Consider the following 22,531-nt stretch of genomic DNA (forward strand, 5'->3'; position numbering starts at 1 on the left):
AATCAATCAAAACAAATACAGAACAAACACTATATGTTCCATTCTTGTTCTGCAATAGTTTTAAAACTATTAACGATTGCTTATGTACACGTGTGGGGATTTCCTATTCAGGCACGTCAAAGTGGTAAAATTCGACAGAAGTCTCCTGCCGAAGCTGGCGGAGCGTTTTCTTCACGAATAATGAGCGCTTGTGAGTTGGCCATAGCGGTTAATATTGATGAGTCTTGAATTGGATGCGGCGTAGCAATCCATGATCCATCATCAGCTTTGCGCAGTGCAGCACGAATGAAATTGCGACGAAACGCATTAGCTGGCAGGGCAGTACCCAGGCGGGCGGTCAGGTCTGGCTCGGTCTGGCGGCGTCCCGCGAGCTTTGAAATCAAGGGCCTTAAGAATACCAGACTACATACAAGGCTTGAAACCGGATTGCCGGGCAAGCCGATTACGCACACAGCTTTATTGTCGCGCATTCGATGACCGTACATGAGCGGCTTTCCAGGCCGCATTGCGATTTTCCAAAAGCCGAGCTCAACACCGCAAGCTTGCAACGCCGTATGGACTAGATCTCGATCTCCGACCGAGGCTCCCCCAATCGTTACGAGAATATCGATGTCACTATCAAGCGCCTGATTGATAGCTGATTCGATCAAGGTGAGTTCATCGCTCACAATACCCAAATCTTGCGCTATACCACCGCTTGTGCGAACGATTTCAGCAATACCAATGCTGTTTGACGCTACAATCTGATCTGGGCCGGGAATCGTGCCGGGCGAGACCAATTCATCTCCCGTGGCGAGAATCGCGATGCGGGGCATTTTGAATACTGATAGGTCCGCGTTGCCGCTTGCGGCGGCGAGAGAAAGAGCGGTGCTGTCGAGCTCTTTTCCGACGTCGAGTACGATATCGCCGGGAGCAAAATCGAGGCCCGCCTTTCGGATATGTCGGCCTTTTTCAATGCCTTCATGCACGATCAGTGAATTTCCAGAGCGGTCTGTATATTCCTGGATGACGACAGTGTCTGCCCCCGCCGGCATAGGCGCGCCGGTGAATATCCGTACGGCTTGTCCCTCGGTCAGGTTGCCTTCAAACCGGCTTCCAGCGACTGATTCGCCGATGATCTCGAACGTAACCGGATAGGCCGAGTTTTCTGGTGCAATGATTGCGTATCCATCCATAGCCGAGCAATCAAAGGGCGGCTGCAGTAGCTTTGCGGAAACAGGTTCTGAAAGAATTCTTCCGCCAGCGGATTGGAGTGGAAGTCGTTCAGAGGCGGACGGATTTGCATCCGCCAATATGATTTTGAGTGCATCATCGACTGAAAGAAGGGGCATTGCATTCCTCCGCTAAGGGGAAAGTCAGACTTTCCAATTGCCGGATTTGCCGCCACTTTTCGCGGTTACCTTAATATCCGTTATTTCCATGTGGCGATCGACGGCCTTTGCCATATCATAAATGGTGAGGCAGGCTACCGAAACCGCGGTCAAGGCTTCCATCTCAACCCCCGTACGGCCCTTGAGCTTGACGGTGGCCTGTACATTTAGACCCGGCAGAGCGGGATCGGGTTCAATATCGACTGAAACCTTTGTCAGCATAAGGGGATGGCAGAGCGGTATAAGATCGGCGGTTTTCTTGGCCGCCATAATTCCAGCTGTCCGCGCAACACCCAGCACATCGCCCTTGGCGGCATTTCCTTCAAGGATCAATGCCAGCGTCTCAGGTTTCATCCTTACCGCGCCTGTTGCGGTAGCGATGCGCACGGTTTCGTCCTTATCGCCAACATCGACCATATTAGCTGCGCCGGTATGGTCGATATGGGTAAGTTTACTGGACATGATTTATGCCTTACCAGTCAGCAATTCACGAGTGGCGGAGGCAACATCGTCTTTGCGCATAAGGCTTTCGCCGATCAGAAATGTGCCAATGCCTGAATTTTTCAAGCGCAAGCAATCGGCATAGGTGAAGATTCCGCTTTCGCCCACCAGATGACGGTCGGAAGGCACCAAGTTTGCAAGACGCTCTGAAACGGCGAGGTCCACTTCAAATGTACGCAGATTTCGATTGTTTACTCCAATTAGGCGTGAATTGAGCTTCAACGCCCGTTCCATTTCAGCCTCGTCATGCACTTCGATCAACGCGTCCATGCCAAGTTCAAAGGCAGTTTCTTCCAGCGCCTTGGCCAGATCGTCGTCGACACTGGCCAAAATGATCAGGATACAATCGGCACCCCAACTGCGCGCTTCAAATACTTGATAGGTATCAAACAGAAAATCTTTGCGCAGGGCGGGTAGGGCACATGCATTGCGTGCAGCTTCCAGAAATTCTGGCGCGCCCTGGAATGACGGCGTGTCGGTTAAAACCGACAGACAGGCAGCGCCGCCAACTTCATAAGCTTTAGCCAATTCTGCCGGGTTGAAATCTTCACGAATCAAACCTTTGGACGGACTTGCTTTCTTAATCTCAGCGATGAGAGCAAATTCGCCTGCTGCGCGTTTGTCTTCCAATGCCTGTAAAAATCCACGCGGTGCTGATTGGTCATTTGCACGTGCCTTGACTTCTGCAAGTGGTAGTTGCGATTTGGCAGCAGCGATTTCCTCGCGCTTATAGGCTTCAATTTTGCGCAGAATATCAGTCGACATATTTAATTCCTTTGGTCACTCGGGCGATCATTGGTGACAGTGATAACCTTTTGGAGCACGGCTAAGGCCGCACCGCTATCGATCGAACGAGCGGCAAGCTCAATGCCTTCTTTAAGTTCTTCTGCTTTGCCCGCGATGATCAATGCAGCGCCTGAATTGAGCAAAACAATATCACGATAGGCATTATGTTTGCCTTTTAGAACGTCCAGAAGTGCCTTAGCATTCTCATCGGCATCGCCGCCTTTAAGCGCTTCAAGGCTAACTCTGGTCAGCCCAACATCTTCAGGCTCGATTTCGAATGTGCGGACATTTCCGTTTTCAAGTGCGGCCACCTTGGTGGTTCCCGCGGTGGTCATTTCATCAAGACCGTCACCATAAACCACCCAGATATGCTCTGATCCGAGTTCCTTGAGTACGTGGGCAAGTGGCTCAAGCCAATGTTCAGAAAAGACGCCGAGAAGCTGACGTTTCACACTGGCTGGATTAGCGAGCGGTCCGAGAATGTTGAAAATAGTCCGGGTGCCAAGCTCTATTCGGGACGGACCAACATGGCGCATGGCTGAATGATGCGTTGGGGCGAACATGAAGCCAAGGCCAGCTTCATGGATGCAGCGGCTGATTGTTTCTGCGTCGGCCTCGATATTAACGCCGAGCGCCGAGAGAGTATCCGCAGCGCCTGAGCGTGACGAGAGCGCACGGTTACCATGTTTGGCGACCGGAACGCCCGCGCCAGCTACCACAAATGCCGAGCAGCTAGAGACGTTATACGATCCGGATTGATCACCGCCGGTACCCACAATATCAACCGCATCAGCCGGGGCAGATACGGGTAACATACGCGAGCGCATAGACGCGACCGCTCCGGCAATTTCCGGTACGGTTTCGCCGCGAACGCGAAGGGCCATCAAAAAACCACCAATCTGCGAAGGCGTGGCCCGGCCAGACATCATGATGTCGAATGCGGCTTTTGACTCATCAAAAGTCAAGGACGAACCGGAAGCAGCCTTAGCAATATGTTGTTTTAAGTCGGCCATAATATTCGCACCTATTTTCGATTAGAATGAAAGGGCATTGTTAATAACGCTCTGGTTCACCCTAACCGGATATTGTTTTTGCAGCTCGCCCACAAATTGCTCAAGGATGTCATCGCCCAGTCGTGTTGAAAGAAAATTCTGCTGTTCTTGGGAAATGGCTTCGGGACCAGCAGCGGTCGGTTCGGTTACTTCAGTTACCTTGAAAAGGATCTGACCGTCACCGGAAGGTAAAACAGCCGTGCCGGTATGACCATTTGCACCACGGAAAACCTGAGCCGTAGCATTGGAGCCAAAATCTGCGTCATTCGTGCTGCGAGATATTCCGCGCTTGGTTATTTTCTCAGTTCCCAGCTCAGCGGCTATGGCATCAAGCGTCTCGCCGTCATCCAGGCGCTTTTTGAGCTCGCTCATTCTGGCGGTGAGGCGGGCAATTGCCTCTTCCGCTTTCCAGGCTGAAACGATTTTTTCTTTCACCTCATCCAACGTGCGCTCACGGGCCGGGGTCACCTCATCGACCTGGTACCAGACATAACCATTGTTGCCGAGATAAAGCGCGTCGTTATCGAAGCCTTGATCGGCGTCAAATGCACTGGTCAGGAACGAATCAGCTTGCGGTAGGTCAACCTGGTTTCCGTTGGGATCAAGACCTTGCTCATCGACGGCTTCAATCGTTACGGTTTTGAGGTTCAAGCGCGAAGCAGCCTCAGCCATGCTGGCGCCATCTGAGCGCGCCTGTTCATAATTATCGTGGACAGAATTGAGGCTGCGGATTGCAATATCGTTTGCAATCGTTGTGCGGATTTCGTCCTCAACCTCTTGAATTGATTTCACATGCGCGGGTTCAACTTTGGTGACACGCAGGATGACTGGACCAAATGCACCATTCACCACTTCGCTGACGCTGCCTTCAGCTAGGGCAAAAGCGGCATCGGAAATTGCTTGATCAGGCAGAGCTTCTTTTTCAAAGGTTCCCAGCAATAAGTCGGACTCATTACGACCCTGCTCCTTGCCAATTTCAACAAAATCCGCACCAGCTTTGATTCTTTCAAGTGCGGCCTGTGCAGCGGCTTCATCCAAGAAATTTAGCTGTTCAATGGTACGCTTTTCAGCGGAGCCAAAGCGTGACTGATTCCGTTCATAATATTCGGTGATTTCTTCCTCAGTGACAGCCGATTTATCGGCAATATCAGCTGGCTGTAGCTTTACATAGGAGATTTTTCGATATTCCGGGGCCCGGTACTCGTCTTTATGGGCGTCAAAATATGCTTTTAACGTTTCGTCAGAGGGGTTTGGGATGTTTTCTTCAGATTCAATGGCAAGTGTTATATAATCTGCACTGCGGCTTTCACCCTGATAAAGCGCAAGAGCTTTGAGCATCGTATCGGGGATTTTGATACCGTCCGTCGCAGCTTCTACTATTTGCTGCCTGCGAGCGGCCTCGGCACGGCCGGTGAGATAATCTTCTGGACGTATTCCTGCCTGACGCAAAACTGCATTAAACTGGTTGCGATTAAAATTTCCACTTGCGTCATGGAAAGACGGATCCTCAGCGGTCAGCCGCGCAATACCGTCTTTGGAAAGGCCCAACTGCATCTTGCGCGCCTGTTCGTCCAGAACCACGCCCGCAACAAGCTGTGCAATAACTTGATTCTCAATACCAAGTGCTTTTGCCTGATCACGCGTCAGTTGTTGGCCAAATTGTCGGGATAGGCGAATTAGTTGCTGCTCATAAGCAAAGCGATAATCGGTAGCGCTAACTTTAGAGTCGCCCGCTTGCAATGCGGCGCTTCCATTAAGATCGCCTTGGAAAGCGTCAGTAATGCCCCAAACGGCAAAGCTTAACACGAGCACGCCAAGTAATAGTTTGGCGACCCAGGAACGGGCGGCATCACGCATGCTGTCGAGCATCTGAAATCCTCTGAATACAAAACTAAAGCTTGGCTAACAGTTAAGCCTTGTCAGGGGATAACCTCAAGCACCGTCTTGATGCAAGATCTCATTGAATAACCGAGCGCTGAAGATTGCATTGAAAGGCAATTACGCTTAGTCAAAGCACAAAATTAGCGCAGGTGGCGATGATTTGCGACGCGGAGAACGCTCAGAGCGAGGAGAAATGTGATGACACCTGGAATTCGTCCATTAGTAGCTGGCAATTGGAAAATGAACGGAACGGGAGAATCTCTGACCGAATTGCGAGCAATTGCGGCGGGGCTGAGTTCCGATCTAGGGCGAAAACTCGATGCTCTCATTTGTGTTCCTGCCACATTGCTCTCTCGTGCAGCAAAAACCCTTGAAGGGGAAGCGGTGGCTTTGGGTGGGCAGGATTGTCATCAAAACTCGTCTGGCGCCCATACCGGAGATATCTCTGCTGAAATGCTCAAAGAGGCGGGCGCAAGTCACGTGATCGTTGGACATTCAGAGCGCAGGGCGGATCATCGCGAGAGCAACGAAATCGTGCGCTGTAAGGCCCAGGCTGCATGGAAGGCAGGATTGGTTGCGGTTATTTGCGTAGGAGAGACGGCAGAGGAACGAAAGGCTGAAAACACGCTTGAGGTGATCGATGCCCAGCTGGCGGGTTCTCTTCCTGAGGGGGCGAATGCTGAGAATACAATTGTAGCCTATGAGCCAGTTTGGGCGATCGGCACAGGAAAGACGCCAACTGTTCAAGATGTGCGCGCAGTTCACGCATTTATGCGCGAAAAACTCGCTGAGAGATTTGGCACAAATGGCGCACATATTCGCTTGCTTTATGGCGGGTCGGTCAAGCCATCCAACGCAGCTGAACTTCTTGGCGTTGCGGATGTGGATGGAGCGCTGGTTGGCGGAGCGAGCTTGAAAGCAGACGATTTCCTTGCCATATGCGAGTGCTATCGTAATTTGTGATCCCGCATCCTTGCAAATCTAACTGAAATGCGGGGGTTGGAATATCTCATGATTGGGTGTAAACACCCGCTTTAACCGTTTGTATCTTCGTCCGGTAACGACTCGCGTTCTGGATGACATTAGTTTTGAGACATAAAGACCGTACCTATGCAGACTGTAGTCATTGTCATTCATTTGTTGATCGTTCTGGCGCTCGTCGGTGTGGTGCTTATCCAGCGCTCTGAAGGCGGTGGCCTTGGCATCGGCGGAGGTTCCGGCTTTATGACCGCGCGGGGTGCAGCCAACGCGCTTACTCGCACAACCGCTATTTTGGGTGCTGCGTTCTTTGCGACGTCCCTCATTCTGGGGATCATGGCGTTTAAAGGCGAGCGTCCAACGGATATTCTCAACCGTATTCCTGCATCCACCGGTACGCAGACACAGCCATCGGGTGACGGTGCATCGGGCGGTGGCATTCTAGATCAACTGGGTGGTCCATCGTCGAATGATAGAAACGATATTCCGGCTCAAGAGACTGCGCCCGCGGGCTCGACCAACCAAGTTCCAGACTCGCAGTAATCGCGAGAATTTAGAGATTTTTGAGAACCGGCCATCTGGCCGGTTTTCTTTTTGTTAACAGTGTTCTTCCAAACTGTTGCAAGCTGGCAATAGGGATGGATTAATCGTCATGGAACGGTTGTTTCATCATTGCCGCAGCTATTTCTGTTACGTAAGGAGCTAATGTCTGTCGCAAGTTGACAGACACGCTTTCGATCGGCCGGGTTTAGGAAAGATCATGATTTCACGTTCTATTTTGATGGCTGGTATTACGAGTCTTTGCATGGGGTTAGTAACGTCTGCATGGGCTTCGCCTTTGGCGGCTGAAGCAAAGCCGACGGCAACAAAATCTCGGCAGGCATCGAAGAAATCTGAAAGCCCCAAAAAGGTTGCGCTGAAGCGTTATAATATCGATCCGCGCTATCAGGCGCAGACGGTACCGTTTAGCGGCTATAAGCCCGGGACCATTGTCATCGATCCTTCCAAATATTTTCTTTATCTTGTCGAAACTCCAACTACTGCGCGGCGCTACGGTATCGCTGTCGGCAAGGTGGGGCTGGAATTTAAGGGCAAGGCTACGGTTAATGCCAAGCGTGAATGGCCGCGCTGGATTCCGACTAAGGACATGATAGAACGCAATCCAGGTCAGTATTCGCGTTATAAAAACGGAATGGATGGCGGACCGGGAAATCCGCTCGGGTCGCGTGCGATGTATCTGTTTCAGGGGCACAAGGATACCTATATTCGTATTCATGGTACGACACAGCCATGGACGATTGGTAGCCCTGCATCGAATGGTTGTTTCCGCATGACAAATGAAGACGTCATGGATCTTTACAACCGAGTTCAGCTAGGCACAGAAGTGGTCGTTCTTTAACAGTTGAAATGAGTTCCCGAAAAGCCGGCATTGTCCCGGCTTTTTGTATGCGCATCGCGCGTTTTTCGCTGGAGCCTATGCTCCATTTGTCTGCACAGTTCACCGAGAAATGATACCAAGGTGCACGAAAGTGCTTAAAAAAGTTCCGGCATTGCTTTTTTTAGTGGCGGAATCAATCAGAAGGGTCTAACGACATAAGCCCATGGCGCGATATGTTTTCATCACAGGCGGCGTGGTTTCTTCCCTAGGAAAAGGCATTGCCGCAGCAGCATTGGCTGCACTCCTCCAAGCACGCGGTTACCGCGTGCGTATCCGTAAACTCGACCCTTATCTGAATGTTGATCCAGGCACGATGTCGCCCTATCAGCATGGAGAGGTATTCGTCACCGACGATGGTGCGGAGACGGACCTTGATTTGGGGCATTATGAGCGGTTTACCGGTCGTCCGGCCAATCAGCAGGACAATATCACGACCGGGCGCATTTACCGCAATATCATCGAAAAAGAGCGTCGTGGCGATTATCTTGGCGCGACAGTTCAGGTGATTCCGCATGTCACCGATGCGATTAAAAACTTCGTGCTGGAAGGCAATGAAGATTTTGATTTCGTTCTGTGTGAAATCGGCGGCACAGTTGGCGATATTGAAGCCATGCCGTTTCTGGAAGCCATTCGCCAGTTGGGCAATGAACTTCCACGTGGCAACGCGGTTTATGTGCATCTAACCTTGATGCCCTATATTCCAGCTGCAGGTGAACTTAAAACCAAACCTACACAGCATTCGGTCAAGGAACTGCGTTCGATTGGCATTGCTCCTGACGTGCTGCTGGTCCGTGCTGACAGGGAAATTCCAGAATCAGAACGCCGCAAGCTTTCGCTTTTCTGTAATGTGCGTGAGAGCGCTGTTATCCAAGCGCTTGATGTGGCATCGATTTATGATGTTCCGATTGCGTATCATAAAGAAGGGCTTGATTCAGAAGTTCTGGCTGCCTTCGGTATAGATCCGGCGCCCAAGCCGCGGATGGAACGGTGGGAAGAAATTTCTCATCTCATCCATAATCCGGAAGGCGAGGTCACCATTGCTGTTGTTGGTAAATATACCGAACTTAAAGATGCCTATAAGTCGCTGATTGAGGCCCTGCAGCATGGCGGCATTGCCAATAAAGTGAAAGTCAATCTTGACTGGATTGAAGCTGAGGTCTTTGAAAATGAAGATCCATCACCTTATCTTGAAAAGGTGAACGGTATTCTTGTTCCTGGTGGCTTTGGCGAACGTGGGGCTGAAGGCAAAATTCTGGCAGCAAAGTTTGCGCGCGAACGCAAAGTTCCATATTTTGGAATTTGCTTTGGCATGCAGATGGCCTGTCTTGAAGCGGCTCGCAATCTTGCAGGTATTGAGGAAGCTTCATCAACAGAATTTGGCCCGACCAGTGAGCCTGTTGTGGGTCTGATGACTGAATGGCTTAAGGGCAATATGCTCGAGAAGCGCACGAAATCAGGTGATCTGGGCGGTACTATGCGTCTTGGCGCTTATGAATCGACGCTCAAGCCAAATACGCGCATCGCGAATATTTATGGCACGACTAATATCTCAGAACGTCACCGCCATCGATACGAGGTGAACGTGGATTATAAGGACAGGCTTGAGGCGTGTGGGCTGGTTTTCTCCGGCATGTCGCCAGATGGTGTGCTGCCAGAGACGGTCGAATATACCGACCATCCATGGTTTATCGGGGTTCAATACCATCCGGAGCTGAAATCACGGCCATTTGAGCCACATCCTCTTTTCGCTTCTTTTATAGCGGCGGCAATAGATCAGAGCCGGCTTGTTTAAACTTTCGCGCCCCTATCGGGGCGCGTTTCATTTGTGCAGCTTGCATTTGGCGAATGGCTGCGCCAGATAAGGCAAGCTTTATACGCTTATTTTGGGGTTCCAGACCATGACGACTGCCAATTCTACCGTTCAAGTCGGCAATGTTACGCTTTCCAATGCGGCTCAGCTTGCCCTTATTGCAGGTCCCTGCCAGATGGAGAGCCGCGAACATAGTTTTGAAATAGCTGGTCGCCTGAAAGAGATTACGACAAAGCTGGGTATCGGACTGATTTATAAATCAAGCTTTGATAAGGCCAATCGTACGTCGCTCAACGCTAAGCGTGGGATTGGATTGGAAGCAGCTTTAGAAGTTTTTTCCGATCTTAAGAAGGAATTCGGGTTTCCGGTTCTTACCGACATTCATAATGAAGAACAATGCGCGCAGGTGGCGGAAGTCGTTGATGTTTTGCAGATACCTGCATTCTTATGCCGTCAGACGGATCTTTTGATTGCGGCCGCAAAAACCGGCCGGGTTATCAATGTTAAAAAAGGTCAGTTTCTTGCGCCATGGGACATGAAAAACGTTCTGGCAAAAATTACTGAAAGCGGCAATCCGAATGTTTTAGCGACAGAACGGGGCGTTTCATTTGGATATAATACGCTTGTTTCAGACATGCGTTCACTGCCGATCATGGCTGGTTTTGGTGCACCGGTTATTTTCGATGCGACCCATTCGGTACAGCAACCGGGCGGGCAAGGTGGTTCATCGGGCGGACAGCGCGAGTTTGTTGAAACACTAGCACGTGCGGCTGTGGCGGTTGGTGTTGCAGGTGTGTTTATCGAAACGCATGATGATCCTGACAATGCACCATCGGATGGTCCCAATATGGTGCCGATCAACGGGATGAGCGAACTGCTTGAAAAGCTGTTAGCTTTTGATCGCATCGCCAAAGCTCTTTAAAAAATAGACCGGATTACGCAAGCTAGGGATTTTCCTATGCCTTTGCTTTCTGTAATGAAGATATCAACCGGATTTCTTTAATGGCCACGCGTTAAACGCGAGGCAATCTATATGGAAGGACTTGCTCCTATGACTGCAATCATCGACATCGTTGGCCGTGAGATAATCGACAGTCGCGGTAATCCGACAGTCGAAGTCGACGTGATTCTAGAAGACGGTGCTTTTGGACGGGCGGCTGTGCCTTCAGGTGCGTCGACCGGTGCACATGAAGCAGTTGAATTGCGCGATGGCGGGGCCCGTTATCTCGGCAAGGGTGTTGAAAAAGCGGTAGAAGCAGTCAACACCAAGATTTTTGATGCAATAGCCGGTATGGAAGCTGAAAATCAGCTTTTGATCGACAACGCTTTGATCGAACTCGATGGCTCGGCAAACAAGGCTAACCTTGGCGCTAATGCTATTCTCGGTGTTTCGCTGGCTGTTGCAAAAGCTGCTGCGCAGTCCACGGGTCTTCCGCTTTATCGTTATGTCGGAGGCGTGAATGCCCATATTCTGCCGGTTCCGATGATGAACATCATCAATGGTGGTGCGCATGCGGATAACCCAATCGATTTTCAGGAATTCATGATCCTTCCCCTTGGTGCGTCGTCTATCCGCGAAGCGGTACGTTATGGCGCGGAAGTATTCCACACGCTTAAAAAGCGCCTTCAGGATGCAGGCCACAACACCAATGTTGGGGATGAGGGCGGCTTTGCTCCTAATTTGTTGAGTGCCCAGGCAGCTCTAGATTTTGTCATGGAATCCATTGAGCAGGCAGGCTTTAAACCTAGCGAAGATATTGCAATCGCTCTGGACTGCGCTGCAACCGAGTTCTTCAAAGATGGTAATTATGTTTACGAAGGGGAAGGGCAGACCCGCGATCCAAAGGCGCAGGCAGAATATCTGGCCAAGCTCGCCGCTGATTATCCGATCGTCTCCATTGAAGACGGAATGTCGGAAGACGATTGGGATGGTTGGAAATATCTTACCGAACTCATTGGTGATAAGTGCCAGCTGGTCGGTGATGATCTTTTCGTTACCAACTCTGCTCGACTTCGTGATGGTATTCGGATGGGAGTTGCAAACTCCATTCTGGTCAAAGTGAATCAGATTGGCACGTTGAGCGAAACATTGGATGCTGTCGAAACAGCGCATAAAGCCGGATATACGGCCGTGATGTCGCATCGCTCAGGCGAGACCGAAGATGCGACCATTGCGGATCTGGCTGTTGCTACAAATTGCGGGCAGATCAAGACTGGCTCGCTCGCCCGTTCCGACCGTACTGCTAAGTACAACCAACTTATCCGCATCGAAGAAGAGCTTGGAAGCAGCGCTCGCTATGCAGGCCGTGCTGCTCTGAAGTTTCTATAAGTACTATAAAATAGAAAAAGCGGCGGTCAATTGATCGCCGCCAGACTGCTGAAAACCCCGTCATTTTTTGGCGGGGTTTTGTTTTAATAAATGTATTTGCTGGTTATTGAACCTGTATCTTTGGCTTGATGATCTGGCTGTTCCACGACGCTAAGGCTTTGGGTCAGCTTGGGGCGCGTTGGTTTTAAGAGATTTCACGATCAAACATCTCAATATTATAATCGAAAATTACTAAATTGACCGCATTAAAATATGTTGATATCAATATAAATTCAGCTTGACCAGCTGGGATGCATTCTTAGCACTCAACAAGAAAACAAAATGGGAGAGAGAAATGGCATATATAGAAGGTTTTGTGGTTGCTGTACCAAAAGCTAATAAGGAAAAATATCGTCAACATGCCGAGCGGGCTGCCCCGTTATTTAAAGAATTTGGTGTAACGCGCATCGTAGAGGCGTGGGGCGATGATGTGCCAGAGGGTAAACTTACGGATTTCCAGCGCGCGGTAAAAGCCACGTCGGATGAGGTCGTCGTTTTCTCGTGGTTCGAATATCCGGACAAGGCTGCAAGAGATGCTGCAAACGCGAAAATTATGTCTGATCCTCGTATGAAAGAAATGGGCGAATCGATGCCATTTGATGGCAAAAGAATGATCTATGGTGGGTTCTCGACCATAGTGGATGTCTGATTGGTGGGTCGATTCTCATCTAACCGTCGCAATAGAGTTGTGCCATTTCAGCACGCCAACAAATCCAGCCAGAAGCTAATTAAATGGCAGTGCCGGCTGCATTTATGATTCTGGTGCTTGCCATTTGGGGCTAGCGCAATATTTGCTCGGAATGGGGTTATGGTAAATCTCTGTTAAGCAAAATGATGCTTGATAGGCTGGCGCGAACCTAAACTATATGATTCAGCGGCGGTGATTTTTGACTGAAAGGAAAGCTTGAATGTGGACCAAGCAGAAACGCAAATCTATTCGAGGGCGTTTCGTTCTGCCCATTTTGACGGCTGCATTCCTGAGTTATTTTGGTTTTCACGCTTATAATGGTGAGTTCGGGCTATATTCACGGCTGCAGCTCGAGGAACAAAAATCCTTTCTAAATCAAAAACTTGAGAAAATTACTGCTGAGCGGGAAGCATTAGAGAAGCGAGTCGCACTCTTGCGCGACGGTTCTATAGAAAAGGATATGCTTGACGAGTATGCCCGCCGTGCGCTTAATCTCTCACATGCTGACGAGATAACGATAATCATCCCCAAGGAAAAATAATGCAATTAACCAAAAACCGGTTAATGCCCTTTTTATTATGTGATTTTAAGGGCTTGAGAGCATAGCAGCTATGCTCTTGCTGCATATTGTATCTTGAATGATGGCTGTATAACGTCACATTAGATCGACACTTTAGGGAGCGAGATATGGCACCGAGGGCTAACAAGGCTTCTGCCGGAAAAAAGCAGACGTCTTCCACACCTGCACTCAAAGCACCTGCGCCTGTTGAATTCGACAAACAGCAGGAACTGGATGCATATCGTGAAATGCTGTTGATTCGGCGTTTTGAAGAAAAAGCCGGACAGCTTTACGGCATGGGTTTTATTGGTGGCTTTTGTCATCTTTATATTGGTCAGGAAGCCGTTGTTGTTGGCATGCAAATGGCGCTAAAGGAAGGTGATCAGGTTATCACTTCCTATCGTGATCATGGTCACATGCTGGCTACCGGTATGGAACCGCGTGGCGTGATGGCTGAGCTGACTGGACGCCGTGGAGGTTACTCCAAGGGTAAGGGCGGCTCGATGCACATGTTCTCCAAAGAAAAAGGTTTCTATGGTGGACATGGGATTGTTGGCGCTCAAGTGCCGCTGGGTACCGGTTTGGCCTTTGCGAACAAATATCGTGGCAATGATAATATTTCTTTGACCTATTTTGGTGATGGCGCCGCCAATCAGGGCCAGGTCTATGAAAGCTTCAACATGGCCGCGCTATGGAAGCTTCCAGTCGTCTATATTATTGAAAATAACCGTTATGCGATGGGTACATCTGTTTCGCGCTCTTCCGCTGAAACTGATTTCTCCAAGCGGGGTGTTTCCTTCAATATTCCTGGCATTCAGATCGATGGTATGGATGTTCGTGCGGTGAAAGCTGCTGCTGATTTCGCGTCCGACTGGGCTCGTTCCGGTAAAGGTCCGATCATCCTTGAAATGCTAACATATCGCTATCGTGGTCACTCTATGTCTGACCCGGCGAAATATCGCACCAAGGAAGAAGTGCAAAAAATGCGCTCGGAACAAGATCCGATTGAGCAGGTGAAGCATCGCTTGATCGAAAAAGGCTGGGCTACCGAAGAAGAGCTGAAGGAAATCGACAAACAGGTTCGCGAGATTGTCGCTGATTCTGCCGAGTTTGCTCAAAACGACCCAGAGCCGGATGTTTCCGAGCTCTATACGGATATTCTGCTCTAATTCGAGAAAGGTGTAGTCATGCCAGTAGAAATTCTCATGCCCGCCCTTTCTCCGACCATGGAAGAGGGCAAGCTTTCCAAATGGCTCAAGCAGGAAGGTGATAAAGTCGCTTCCGGTGATGTTATTGCGGAAATCGAAACCGATAAGGCAACAATGGAAGTTGAGGCCGTAGACGAAGGTACAATTGGTAAAATCCTCATTGAAGAAGGCACAGAAGGCGTGAAGGTCAATACGCCTATTGCAGTCTTACTCGGTGAAGGCGAAAGCGCTGATGATATTGCGTCAGCACCGGCGGCAAAAGCCGAAGCCTCTAAGGAAGAAGTGAAGGAAGAGCCAAAGGCCGAAGAGAAAACGGCCGATAAAGTTCCCGCTGCTCCTAAGCTTGAAGTGGCATCAGATCCCGATATTCCCGCAGGAACGGAAATGGTATCGATGACGGTGCGTGAAGCGCTGCGCGATGCGATGGCTGAAGAAATGCGCCGGGATGAAGATGTTTTCATCATGGGCGAGGAAGTTGCCGAATATCAGGGTGCTTATAAGATAACCCAAGGGTTGCTGGACGAGTTCGGCCCACGTCGCGTTGTAGATACGCCGATCACAGAACATGGCTTTGCTGGTGTTGGTGTCGGTGCAGCCATGGCTGGTCTCAAGCCAATTGTTGAATTCATGACATTCAACTTTGCAATGCAGGCGATTGACCAGATCGTGAATTCGGCAGCCAAAACCCTTTATATGTCGGGCGGACAGATGGGGGCGCCCATGGTGTTCCGTGGACCTTCGGGTGCGGCTGCTCGCGTTGCAGCACAGCATTCGCAGTGTTTTGCAGCGTGGTATGGTCATATTCCCGGTCTGAAAGTAGTCATGCCTTACACGGCTGCTGATGCCAAAGGTTTGCTTAAAGCCGCGATTCGCGATCCGAATCCGATTATCTTCCTCGAAAACGAAATTCTTTACGGCCATCATTTTGATGTGCCGAAGATGGATGATTTCGTCCTGCCAATCGGCAAGGCGCGGGTTCATAAGCAGGGCAAGGACGCGACTATCGTTTCGTTCGGCATTGGCATGACCTATTCGGTCAAGGCCGCTGAAGAGCTTGCCCAGATGGGTATTGATGTTGAGATCATCGATCTTCGCACCATTCGCCCGATGGATATTCCAACTGTTGTGGAATCTGTGAAAAAGACGGGGCGTCTGGTGACAGTGGAAGAAGGCTTCCCACAGTCATCCGTTGGTACTGAGATTGCTACTCGCGTTATGCAGCAGGCTTTCGATTATCTTGACGCGCCAATCTTGACGATTGCAGGTAAAGATGTGCCCATGCCATATGCGGCAAATCTCGAAAAACTCGCCTTGCCGACAGTTGCAGAAGTGGTGGAAGCGGTGAAAGCCGTGACCTACACCGCCTGAGGAGGAAACGGGACATGCCGATAAATATCACCATGCCAGCACTTTCTCCGACAATGGAAGAAGGCAATCTGGCAAAATGGCTGGTTAAGGAAGGCGACAAGGTTTCATCCGGCGATGTTATCGCCGAGATTGAAACCGATAAAGCGACGATGGAAGTCGAAGCTGTCGACGAAGGCACAATAGCAAAAATCGTGGTTCCTGCCGGAACCGAAGGCGTCAAGGTGAATGCGCTGATCGCAATTCTTGCTGAAGAAGGCGAAGATATTGCAGAAGCCGCTAAGAGTGCCGATGTAGCTGCGGCCACGCAAGCCGAAGCAAAGCCCGAAGCGTCTAAGAGCGAAGCCCCCAAGGCTGAAGCCAAAAAGCAAGACGCGCCGGCTCCAGCTCCTGCAAAGGCTGAGCCAGCCGCACCGGTTGCAAATAATGCTGCCGAGAAGGGCGAACGGGTTTTCTCATCTCCGCTTGCACGTCGCATCGCCAAAGATGCAGGCATTGACATAGCGGCGGTGAAGGGTACAGGGCCACGTGGCCGTGTGGTTCAGCGCGATGTCGAAGCAGCGATTGCTTCGGGTGGTGCTAAGGTTGCAGCTGCGCAGAGTGTTGCGACCCCAACTGCACCAAAGCCAATGTCAGATGATGCTATCCTCAAGCTGTTTGAAGAAGGCTCCTATGAGCTGGTACCGCATGACGGTATGCGCAAAACCATTGCGCGTCGTCTGGTTGAATCCAAACAGACAGTACCGCATTTCTACCTGACGATTGATTGCGAACTCGATGCATTGTTGGCGCTACGCTCGCAGATCAATGCTGCTGCGCCCATGATCAAGACTGAAAAAGGCGAGGTTCCGGCCTACAAACTTTCTGTCAATGATCTAGTTATCAAGGCTACGGCCTTGGCACTGCGTGATATTCCCGATGCGAATGTGTCGTGGACCGAAGGCGGTATGATCAAACATAAGCGCGCAGATGTAGGCGTGGCTGTGTCAATTCCGGGTGGTTTGATTACGCCTATTGTGCGTCACTCGGACACCAAAACGCTCTCGACGATTTCAAACGAGATGAAAGACCTCGCAAAGCGTGCGCGGGATCGCAAATTGAAGCCAGAAGAATATCAGGGTGGATCGACTGCTGTTTCCAACCTTGGCATGTTCGGCGTCAAGGATTTTGCGGCGATCATCAATCCACCGCATGCCACTATTTTCGCAATTGGTGCGGGTGAACAGCGCGCTGTGGTCAAGAACGGTGAGATCAAGGTGGCGACTATTATGTCTGTGACACTTTCCACCGATCATCGGGCGGTTGATGGTGCGCTGGCGGCAGAGCTTGCCCAGGCATTTAAGCGCCATATTGAGAATCCGATGGGCATGCTGGTCTGATCAGGTTAAGCGCCGCGTGTCATATAGGATGCGCGGCGTTTCCGTCTTTGAGAAATAAGGGCACAAGAAAATGGCCGAAGTCTACGACGTAATTGTTATCGGATCAGGACCAGGCGGTTATGTAACCGCAATTCGCGCTTCGCAGCTGGGGCTTAAAACGGCAATTGTTGAGCGGGAGCATTTGGGTGGAATTTGCCTTAATTGGGGGTGTATTCCAACCAAAGCGCTGCTTCGCTCGGCTGAAGTGCTGCATCTGGGCGAAAACGCCAAGGATTATGGTCTTACACTGGAAGGCTCAATTAAAGCTGATATTGAGGCTGTGGTGCAGCGCTCTCGCGGTGTCTCTGCGCGCCTGAATGGCGGTGTCGCTTTTCTGATGAAGAAAAACAAGATTGACGTCATTTGGGGCGAAGCCAAACTGGTGAAGGGGGCTAGCGGCTCCAATCCTGCGGAGATTTCCGTCTCGAAAACTTCGAAAGAACCGATGCTGCCGCAAAACCCGGTGCCGAAGGGCGTTTTGGGCGAGGGCAGTTACAAGGCAAAGCATGTGATCGTTGCAACGGGTGCCCGGCCGCGTTCGCTGCCAGGCATTGAGCCAGATGGCAAGCTGATCTGGACCTATTTCGAAGCGATGGTTCCTCCGGCACTGCCAAAATCCATGCTGGTTATGGGTTCGGGTGCTATCGGAATTGAATTTGCGTCATTCTATAATGCGATGGGCGTTGACGTCACAGTTGTCGAATTAATGCCGCAAATTATGCCGGTAGAAGATGCTGAGATCGCCGCTTTTGCACGTAAACGCTTAGAAAAGCTCGGTCTCAAAATCATTACCGAAGCCAAGGTCACCAAGGTTGAAAAGGGCGCGGATTCAGTCACCGCGCATATTGAGACCAAGGGCGGCAAGGTTGAGAAACTCACCGTTGATCGCATGATCTCGGCTGTTGGTGTGCAGGGCAATATTGAAAATCTCGGTCTGGAAGCGCTTGGCGTTAAGAAGGATCGCGGTTGCATAGCTGTTGATGGCTATGGCAAAACCAATGTCGAAGGCATCTATGCGATTGGCGACGTAGCAGGACCACCAATGTTGGCGCATAAAGCTGAGCATGAAGGTACGATCTGCGTCGAAAAGATCGCTGGCTTGCCGAATGTTCATCCTCTCGACAAAGCAATGATACCGGGTTGCACCTATTGTAATCCACAAGTTGCTTCGGTTGGCCTCACAGAAGCTAAGGCTAAGGAGCAGGGGCTTGATATTCGAGTTGGCCGATATTCCTTCTCAGCAAATGGCAAGGCCATTGCGCTGGGAGAAGATCAGGGGCTGGTCAAGACGATCTTTGACAAAAAGACTGGGCAATTGCTCGGCGCTCATATGGTAGGCGCGGAAGTGACAGAACTCATTCAAGGTTTTGTGGTTGCCATGAACCTTGAGACGACTGAAGAAGAGTTGATGCATTCGGTCTTCCCACATCCGACCCTTTCCGAGATGATGAAGGAAAGCGTATTGGATGCCTATGGCCGGGTGATCAACGCCTAAAGAAAGGTCAGCTATCTTTGATCGAAAATGGAGGGCCATGGCGGCGAGCCGCCTTGCCCACGCTCAAATGGTGCACATTAGGCGGGCTAGGGTTAGGCTTTATGGCTGGTACCTTGAGCCTGCTTGCGGGAAACACCATATCGATCAATGGAAGCGCACTTTCGGGCTGGTTGGGAGTCTGGTCAATTACGTTTGCGCTAGGTCTTGGCGGTTTTATCTTCGGTTTGATCTGGGCATTGGTATTTCGTGCGTTGGGGCTGGCTACACGGCGATGAGCCCCACTCAAGTTGACAGGTTTGAGGCTAGGGATTAGGACCAGACCAAATTAGGAGCATTTCAGGTCCATTGATGAAAAAGCTCCGGATAGGCAGGAAACAGCATGGTTACAGTTCTTGACACGGTCAACCAGAGCGGGCGTCTAAGACATCCTGAAAAGGCTCATCGTCCGGATAGTGAAATCCTGAAGAAACCCGACTGGATTCGTGTCAAAGCTCCTGTTTCGCGCGGTTATGCAGAAACGCGCGATATTGTGCGCTCTCATAAGCTGGTGACAGTGTGTGAAGAAGCTGGTTGCCCGAATATTGGTGAGTGCTGGGAAAAGAAGCACGCAACCTTTATGATTATGGGTGAAATATGTACCCGCGCTTGCGCGTTTTGCAATGTCGCAACCGGGATACCTATGCCGCTTGACCCCAATGAGCCTGAAAATGTGGCCAAGGCAGTCAAGCAAATGGGATTGACCCATGTGGTTATCACTTCGGTCGACCGTGACGATCTGGCCGATGGCGGCGCTCAGCATTTCGCTGATGTCATTCATGCTATCCGTGCCACTACGCCAAAAACGACAATTGAAGTTCTTACGCCCGACTTTCTGCGCAAGGAAGGCGCGCTTGAAATTGTGGTCAAGGCACGCCCGGACGTGTTCAATCATAATCTTGAAACTGTACCGTCCAAATATCTCAAAGTTCGCCCTGGCGCGCGTTATTTCCACTCCATTCGCCTGTTGCAACGGGTTAAAGAACTTGATCCCACTATCTTTACGAAGTCGGGAATCATGGTCGGACTTGGCGAAGAACGAAATGAAATTCTTCAGCTGATGGACGATTTGCGTTCGGCAGACGTGGATTTCATGACCATTGGTCAATATCTCCAGCCGACGCGCAAGCATCATCCGGTAATCCGTTTTGTGACGCCAGATGAATTCAAATCTTTTGAAACCATTGGGCGTACTAAGGGTTTCCTCTTGGTGGCTTCAAGCCCATTGACGCGTTCATCGCATCATGCTGGTGAGGATTTCGCAAAACTTAAGGCCGCCCGGGAAGCCCAGAACGCAATACGAGTTTCGTAACTTATGCCTCAATTTACTACGGTCAGGCGCGTCAAGCACAGGGCAGAGCAAATGTTTGCCCTGGTTGCAGACGTTGAAAAATATCCGCTTTTTTTACCGATGTGCGAAGCGTTGACAGTTCGCACACGCAAGGAGCGTGACGAGAAGTCTTTGCTCATTGCGGATATGACGGTGGGGTATAAACTCATCCGTGAAACATTCACGAGTCAGGTCTTGTTAAGCCCGTCGCACAATATTATCGACGTCAAATATCTCGACGGACCGTTTCGATATTTGGACAATCGCTGGACGTTTATACCGGTCGGCGATGGGGCGGAATGTGATGTTCAGTTTTTCATTGATTATGAATTTAAGAGCCGGACATTGGGTCTATTGATGGGTACGATGTTTGATCTGGCATTTAAAAAGTTTTCTGAGGCCTTCGAAAAACGTGCCGATGAAATTTACGGCATATCCTGATTACTTTTCCAAAACCTCAAGAATAAGATCCAACGCGGCATAAACAGTTGCGTGCCTATTTTCTTCACGTGGATTATCGCCAAACCGAAATTCGCGATGCTCGGTAGGTTCTTTATCGCAAGCGCAGGCGATGTGAACCAGACCAACCGGTTTTTCTAATGATCCGCCGCCGGGGCCTGCAATCCCCGTGACAGCAACAGCAATACCAGCTTGGGAGCGTGCTAATGCTCCTTCTGCCATCGCTATCGCTACCTCTTTTGACACAGCCCCTTTTTCTTTGATGAGTTCGGCGGGCACATCAATCATCTGAGTTTTGGCTTCGTTGGAATAGGTGACGAAACCACATTTAACCACATCTGCCGACCCGGCAATATCGGTCAGCGCGGCTGCGATTAAACCGCCAGTGCAGGATTCCGCGGTGGCTAGCATTACGTTGCGGTCACGACATGCATCGAGAACTTTCGTCGCCTTTTTTTCTGCAATCAATCTCATTCGGGAACCTCACCTGGATAAATTACGGTAGCGGTGACGATAGCAGCAATGCCTTCACCACGACCTATAAAACCGAGTTTTTCGTTGGTAGTTCCCTTAACCGAAATACGGTCAGCACTAATTCCAAGCATATTAACTAAAGATGCTGTCATGGTTGCTCGGTGCGGTCCGATTTTAGGCTCTTCGGCAATTATAGTGATGTCTGTGTTGGCAATACGACCGCCGGCTTCTCGTACCAGTTTCACAGCATGTTCAACAAAAATATGTGAGGCAGCGCCTTTCCATTTTTGGTCTGAGGGCGGAAAATGGGTGCCAATATCGCCAGCGCCGCACGTTGCAAGCAGAGCATCGGTAAGCGCATGCAGCGCGACGTCGGCATCGGAATGGCCGCTGAGCTTTTTGGTAAAAGGAATATTGACGCCGCACAAAGTGATATGATCGCCCGGCTCGAAACAATGAACATCATATCCGTTGCCAGTGCGGATGTCAGGAAACTTACTCATATTCTGCCTCAAACGTTTATCAGCCAGCTCTATATCTTTGGCCCATGTGAGCTTTATATTATCCGCTGAGCCTTGCACAATGCGGACCGGAAGGCCGTACCATTCGGCAATTGCAGCGTCATCGGTAAAATCTGTTCGCTCGTTTTCAAAGGCAAGATTATGCGCCGCAAAGATTTGTTTATACGGAAAAGCCTGTGGTGTTTGCGCGGCAAATAGTCCGTCACGCGATACAGTTTCGATAACGGTTCCTTCTTTAGAGGCCCGTTTGAGCGTATCTGAAACTGCGAGCGCGGGAAGTATTCCAGTATCAGGGCAAAGATTTAGCACGATGGTGTGAAGAAGTTCTTGGGAAATAAATGGCCGCACTCCGTCGTGGATGAGCACATATTGTGGAGGGCAATCTTCAAGTGCCGTCAAACCAAGACGTGTCGAATCCTGTCTGGTTGCACCGCCAAGCACAATTTTAATCCGTTTTATATATGGGCTGATTGCCTGTTTGCACAAATCAACATCATCAGAATGAATGACGAGCACGATTTCATCGATCAATTCTGATTCCACAAATGTAGATAATGTGCGTGTCAAAACGGATTGACCGCCGATACGACGATATTGCTTTGGCCCTTCAATGCTTTGACCGGCGCGCTCTCCGCGGCCTGCTGCCACGATTATTGCTGCTACTTTAGAAATTTTTTTAGCCCCGACAAAAAAGTTTGTGTAAGCGGAATAATGCCTTGCGAATTGAAATGCCAGTCATCAAACGGTTTCTTGCGATTCAATTGGGCTTTTTCTTGCGCCAGTTGACCCATATG

At 50.2% G+C, this 22,531-nt stretch carries 21 protein-coding genes and 1 pseudogene; 15 read left to right on the forward strand and 7 right to left on the reverse strand.

Going from position 1 to position 22,531, the window contains the following annotated elements:
• Positions 1–116 precede the first annotated feature (116 nt).
• From C7374_RS05425 to C7374_RS05445, 5 genes are read right to left on the reverse strand one after another with little or no spacing between them, the layout of a single operon-like run.
• A complete protein-coding gene (locus C7374_RS05425) occupies positions 117–1,331 on the reverse strand; it encodes a molybdopterin molybdotransferase MoeA (protein WP_111574580.1) in 1,215 nt (404 codons plus the stop codon).
• Between the two features lie 24 nt (positions 1,332–1,355).
• A complete protein-coding gene (moaC, locus tag C7374_RS05430; RefSeq protein WP_170130214.1) occupies positions 1,356–1,832 on the reverse strand; it encodes a cyclic pyranopterin monophosphate synthase MoaC in 477 nt (158 codons plus the stop codon).
• A gap of 3 nt (positions 1,833–1,835) precedes the next feature.
• Positions 1,836–2,636 (reverse strand): indole-3-glycerol phosphate synthase TrpC, encoded by an 801-nt coding sequence (trpC, locus tag C7374_RS05435; RefSeq protein ID WP_111574582.1) that lies wholly within the window; start codon positions 2,634–2,636, stop codon positions 1,836–1,838.
• A 2-nt stretch (positions 2,637–2,638) separates the two neighbouring features.
• Positions 2,639–3,670: an anthranilate phosphoribosyltransferase gene (gene trpD, locus C7374_RS05440; RefSeq protein WP_111574583.1), complete on the reverse strand. Its 1,032-nt coding sequence runs from the start codon at positions 3,668–3,670 to the stop codon at positions 2,639–2,641.
• 21 nt (positions 3,671–3,691) lie between these two features.
• Complete coding sequence (locus tag C7374_RS05445) at positions 3,692–5,578, reverse strand: peptidyl-prolyl cis-trans isomerase (protein ID WP_111574584.1); 1,887 nt, start codon at positions 5,576–5,578, stop codon at positions 3,692–3,694.
• 210 nt (positions 5,579–5,788) lie between these two features.
• On the opposite strand from C7374_RS05445, the gene tpiA reads away from it, so the two are divergent.
• From tpiA to C7374_RS05515, 15 genes are all read left to right on the forward strand, one after another.
• Entirely contained in the window at positions 5,789–6,553 is a 765-nt protein-coding gene (gene tpiA, locus C7374_RS05450; protein WP_111574585.1) for a triose-phosphate isomerase, read from the forward strand.
• Positions 6,554–6,700: 147 nt separating this feature from the next.
• Positions 6,701–7,111 carry a preprotein translocase subunit SecG gene (gene secG / locus C7374_RS05455; RefSeq protein ID WP_111574586.1) on the forward strand — a complete coding sequence of 137 codons (411 nt, stop codon included), beginning with the start codon at positions 6,701–6,703 and terminating at the stop codon, positions 7,109–7,111.
• Positions 7,112–7,328: 217 nt separating this feature from the next.
• Positions 7,329–7,967, forward strand: coding sequence for a L,D-transpeptidase (locus C7374_RS05460; protein WP_111574587.1), 639 nt, complete (start codon positions 7,329–7,331; stop codon positions 7,965–7,967).
• A gap of 202 nt (positions 7,968–8,169) precedes the next feature.
• Positions 8,170–9,798: a CTP synthase gene (locus tag C7374_RS05465; protein WP_111574588.1), complete on the forward strand. Its 1,629-nt coding sequence runs from the start codon at positions 8,170–8,172 to the stop codon at positions 9,796–9,798.
• A 106-nt stretch (positions 9,799–9,904) separates the two neighbouring features.
• Positions 9,905–10,738, forward strand: coding sequence for a 3-deoxy-8-phosphooctulonate synthase (kdsA, locus tag C7374_RS05470; RefSeq protein WP_111574589.1), 834 nt, complete (start codon positions 9,905–9,907; stop codon positions 10,736–10,738).
• A gap of 129 nt (positions 10,739–10,867) precedes the next feature.
• Positions 10,868–12,145 carry a phosphopyruvate hydratase gene (gene eno / locus C7374_RS05475; protein ID WP_111574654.1) on the forward strand — a complete coding sequence of 426 codons (1,278 nt, stop codon included), beginning with the start codon at positions 10,868–10,870 and terminating at the stop codon, positions 12,143–12,145.
• 334 nt (positions 12,146–12,479) lie between these two features.
• Entirely contained in the window at positions 12,480–12,833 is a 354-nt protein-coding gene (locus C7374_RS05480) for a DUF1428 domain-containing protein (protein ID WP_111574590.1), read from the forward strand.
• Between the two features lie 259 nt (positions 12,834–13,092).
• The gene (locus C7374_RS05485) at positions 13,093–13,413 is read left to right on the forward strand and encodes an FtsB family cell division protein (RefSeq protein ID WP_111574591.1); all 321 of its coding nucleotides are present in this window, start codon (positions 13,093–13,095) and stop codon (positions 13,411–13,413) included.
• A 146-nt stretch (positions 13,414–13,559) separates the two neighbouring features.
• The gene (pdhA, locus tag C7374_RS05490; RefSeq protein WP_111574592.1) at positions 13,560–14,600 is read left to right on the forward strand and encodes a pyruvate dehydrogenase (acetyl-transferring) E1 component subunit alpha; all 1,041 of its coding nucleotides are present in this window, start codon (positions 13,560–13,562) and stop codon (positions 14,598–14,600) included.
• An 18-nt stretch (positions 14,601–14,618) separates the two neighbouring features.
• Positions 14,619–16,007, forward strand: coding sequence for a pyruvate dehydrogenase complex E1 component subunit beta (locus tag C7374_RS05495; protein ID WP_111574593.1), 1,389 nt, complete (start codon positions 14,619–14,621; stop codon positions 16,005–16,007).
• 14 nt (positions 16,008–16,021) lie between these two features.
• A complete protein-coding gene (locus C7374_RS05500; RefSeq protein ID WP_111574594.1) occupies positions 16,022–17,383 on the forward strand; it encodes a pyruvate dehydrogenase complex dihydrolipoamide acetyltransferase in 1,362 nt (453 codons plus the stop codon).
• A gap of 70 nt (positions 17,384–17,453) precedes the next feature.
• Positions 17,454–18,917, forward strand: coding sequence for a dihydrolipoyl dehydrogenase (gene lpdA, locus C7374_RS05505; protein WP_111574595.1), 1,464 nt, complete (start codon positions 17,454–17,456; stop codon positions 18,915–18,917).
• 101 nt (positions 18,918–19,018) lie between these two features.
• Entirely contained in the window at positions 19,019–19,192 is a 174-nt protein-coding gene (locus C7374_RS16140) for a hypothetical protein (protein ID WP_170130215.1), read from the forward strand.
• 104 nt (positions 19,193–19,296) lie between these two features.
• On the forward strand, positions 19,297–20,265 hold the full coding sequence (gene lipA / locus C7374_RS05510; RefSeq protein ID WP_111574596.1) for a lipoyl synthase: 969 nt from the start codon (positions 19,297–19,299) through the stop codon (positions 20,263–20,265).
• A gap of 3 nt (positions 20,266–20,268) precedes the next feature.
• Complete coding sequence (locus tag C7374_RS05515; protein ID WP_111574597.1) at positions 20,269–20,724, forward strand: type II toxin-antitoxin system RatA family toxin; 456 nt, start codon at positions 20,269–20,271, stop codon at positions 20,722–20,724.
• Here the strand turns inward: C7374_RS05515 and C7374_RS05520 are convergent, their stop codons facing one another.
• Together C7374_RS05520 and C7374_RS05525 are read right to left on the reverse strand one after the other, a co-directional pair.
• Positions 20,725–21,216 carry a CinA family protein gene (locus C7374_RS05520; RefSeq protein WP_111574598.1) on the reverse strand — a complete coding sequence of 164 codons (492 nt, stop codon included), beginning with the start codon at positions 21,214–21,216 and terminating at the stop codon, positions 20,725–20,727.
• A pseudogene (locus C7374_RS05525) lies at positions 21,213–22,476 on the reverse strand (bifunctional 2-C-methyl-D-erythritol 4-phosphate cytidylyltransferase/2-C-methyl-D-erythritol 2,4-cyclodiphosphate synthase). The gene C7374_RS05520 and the pseudogene C7374_RS05525 overlap by 4 nt, the downstream one beginning before the upstream one ends.
• Between the last annotated feature and the right edge of the window lie 55 nt (positions 22,477–22,531).

Origin of the sequence: Falsochrobactrum ovis, from assembly GCF_003259955.1 — a bacterium.
GTDB classification, from domain to species: Bacteria; Pseudomonadota; Alphaproteobacteria; order Rhizobiales; family Rhizobiaceae; genus Brucella; species Brucella ovis_A.

Bases quoted from the DNA above. Each gene is read 5' to 3' on its own strand.
- C7374_RS05520 (WP_111574598.1), bottom strand. From the start codon at position 21,216: ATGAGATTGATTGCAGAAAAAAAGGCGACGAAAGTTCTCGATGCATGT.
- C7374_RS05465 (WP_111574588.1), top strand. From the start codon at position 8,170: ATGGCGCGATATGTTTTCATCACAGGCGGCGTGGTTTCTTCCCTAGGA.
- C7374_RS05480 (WP_111574590.1), top strand. From the start codon at position 12,480: ATGGCATATATAGAAGGTTTTGTGGTTGCTGTACCAAAAGCTAATAAG.
- trpC (WP_111574582.1), bottom strand. From the start codon at position 2,636: ATGTCGACTGATATTCTGCGCAAAATTGAAGCCTATAAGCGCGAGGAA.
- C7374_RS05495 (WP_111574593.1), top strand. From the start codon at position 14,619: ATGCCAGTAGAAATTCTCATGCCCGCCCTTTCTCCGACCATGGAAGAG.
- C7374_RS05500 (WP_111574594.1), top strand. From the start codon at position 16,022: ATGCCGATAAATATCACCATGCCAGCACTTTCTCCGACAATGGAAGAA.
- C7374_RS05425 (WP_111574580.1), bottom strand. From the start codon at position 1,331: ATGCCCCTTCTTTCAGTCGATGATGCACTCAAAATCATATTGGCGGAT.
- secG (WP_111574586.1), top strand. From the start codon at position 6,701: ATGCAGACTGTAGTCATTGTCATTCATTTGTTGATCGTTCTGGCGCTC.
- lipA (WP_111574596.1), top strand. From the start codon at position 19,297: ATGGTTACAGTTCTTGACACGGTCAACCAGAGCGGGCGTCTAAGACAT.
- pdhA (WP_111574592.1), top strand. From the start codon at position 13,560: ATGGCACCGAGGGCTAACAAGGCTTCTGCCGGAAAAAAGCAGACGTCT.
- tpiA (WP_111574585.1), top strand. From the start codon at position 5,789: ATGACACCTGGAATTCGTCCATTAGTAGCTGGCAATTGGAAAATGAAC.
- lpdA (WP_111574595.1), top strand. From the start codon at position 17,454: ATGGCCGAAGTCTACGACGTAATTGTTATCGGATCAGGACCAGGCGGT.
- C7374_RS05460 (WP_111574587.1), top strand. From the start codon at position 7,329: ATGATTTCACGTTCTATTTTGATGGCTGGTATTACGAGTCTTTGCATG.
- C7374_RS16140 (WP_170130215.1), top strand. From the start codon at position 19,019: ATGGCTGGTACCTTGAGCCTGCTTGCGGGAAACACCATATCGATCAAT.
- eno (WP_111574654.1), top strand. From the start codon at position 10,868: ATGACTGCAATCATCGACATCGTTGGCCGTGAGATAATCGACAGTCGC.
- C7374_RS05485 (WP_111574591.1), top strand. From the start codon at position 13,093: ATGTGGACCAAGCAGAAACGCAAATCTATTCGAGGGCGTTTCGTTCTG.
- C7374_RS05515 (WP_111574597.1), top strand. From the start codon at position 20,269: ATGCCTCAATTTACTACGGTCAGGCGCGTCAAGCACAGGGCAGAGCAA.
- moaC (WP_170130214.1), bottom strand. From the start codon at position 1,832: ATGTCCAGTAAACTTACCCATATCGACCATACCGGCGCAGCTAATATG.
- C7374_RS05445 (WP_111574584.1), bottom strand. From the start codon at position 5,578: ATGCTCGACAGCATGCGTGATGCCGCCCGTTCCTGGGTCGCCAAACTA.
- trpD (WP_111574583.1), bottom strand. From the start codon at position 3,670: ATGGCCGACTTAAAACAACATATTGCTAAGGCTGCTTCCGGTTCGTCC.
- kdsA (WP_111574589.1), top strand. From the start codon at position 9,905: ATGACGACTGCCAATTCTACCGTTCAAGTCGGCAATGTTACGCTTTCC.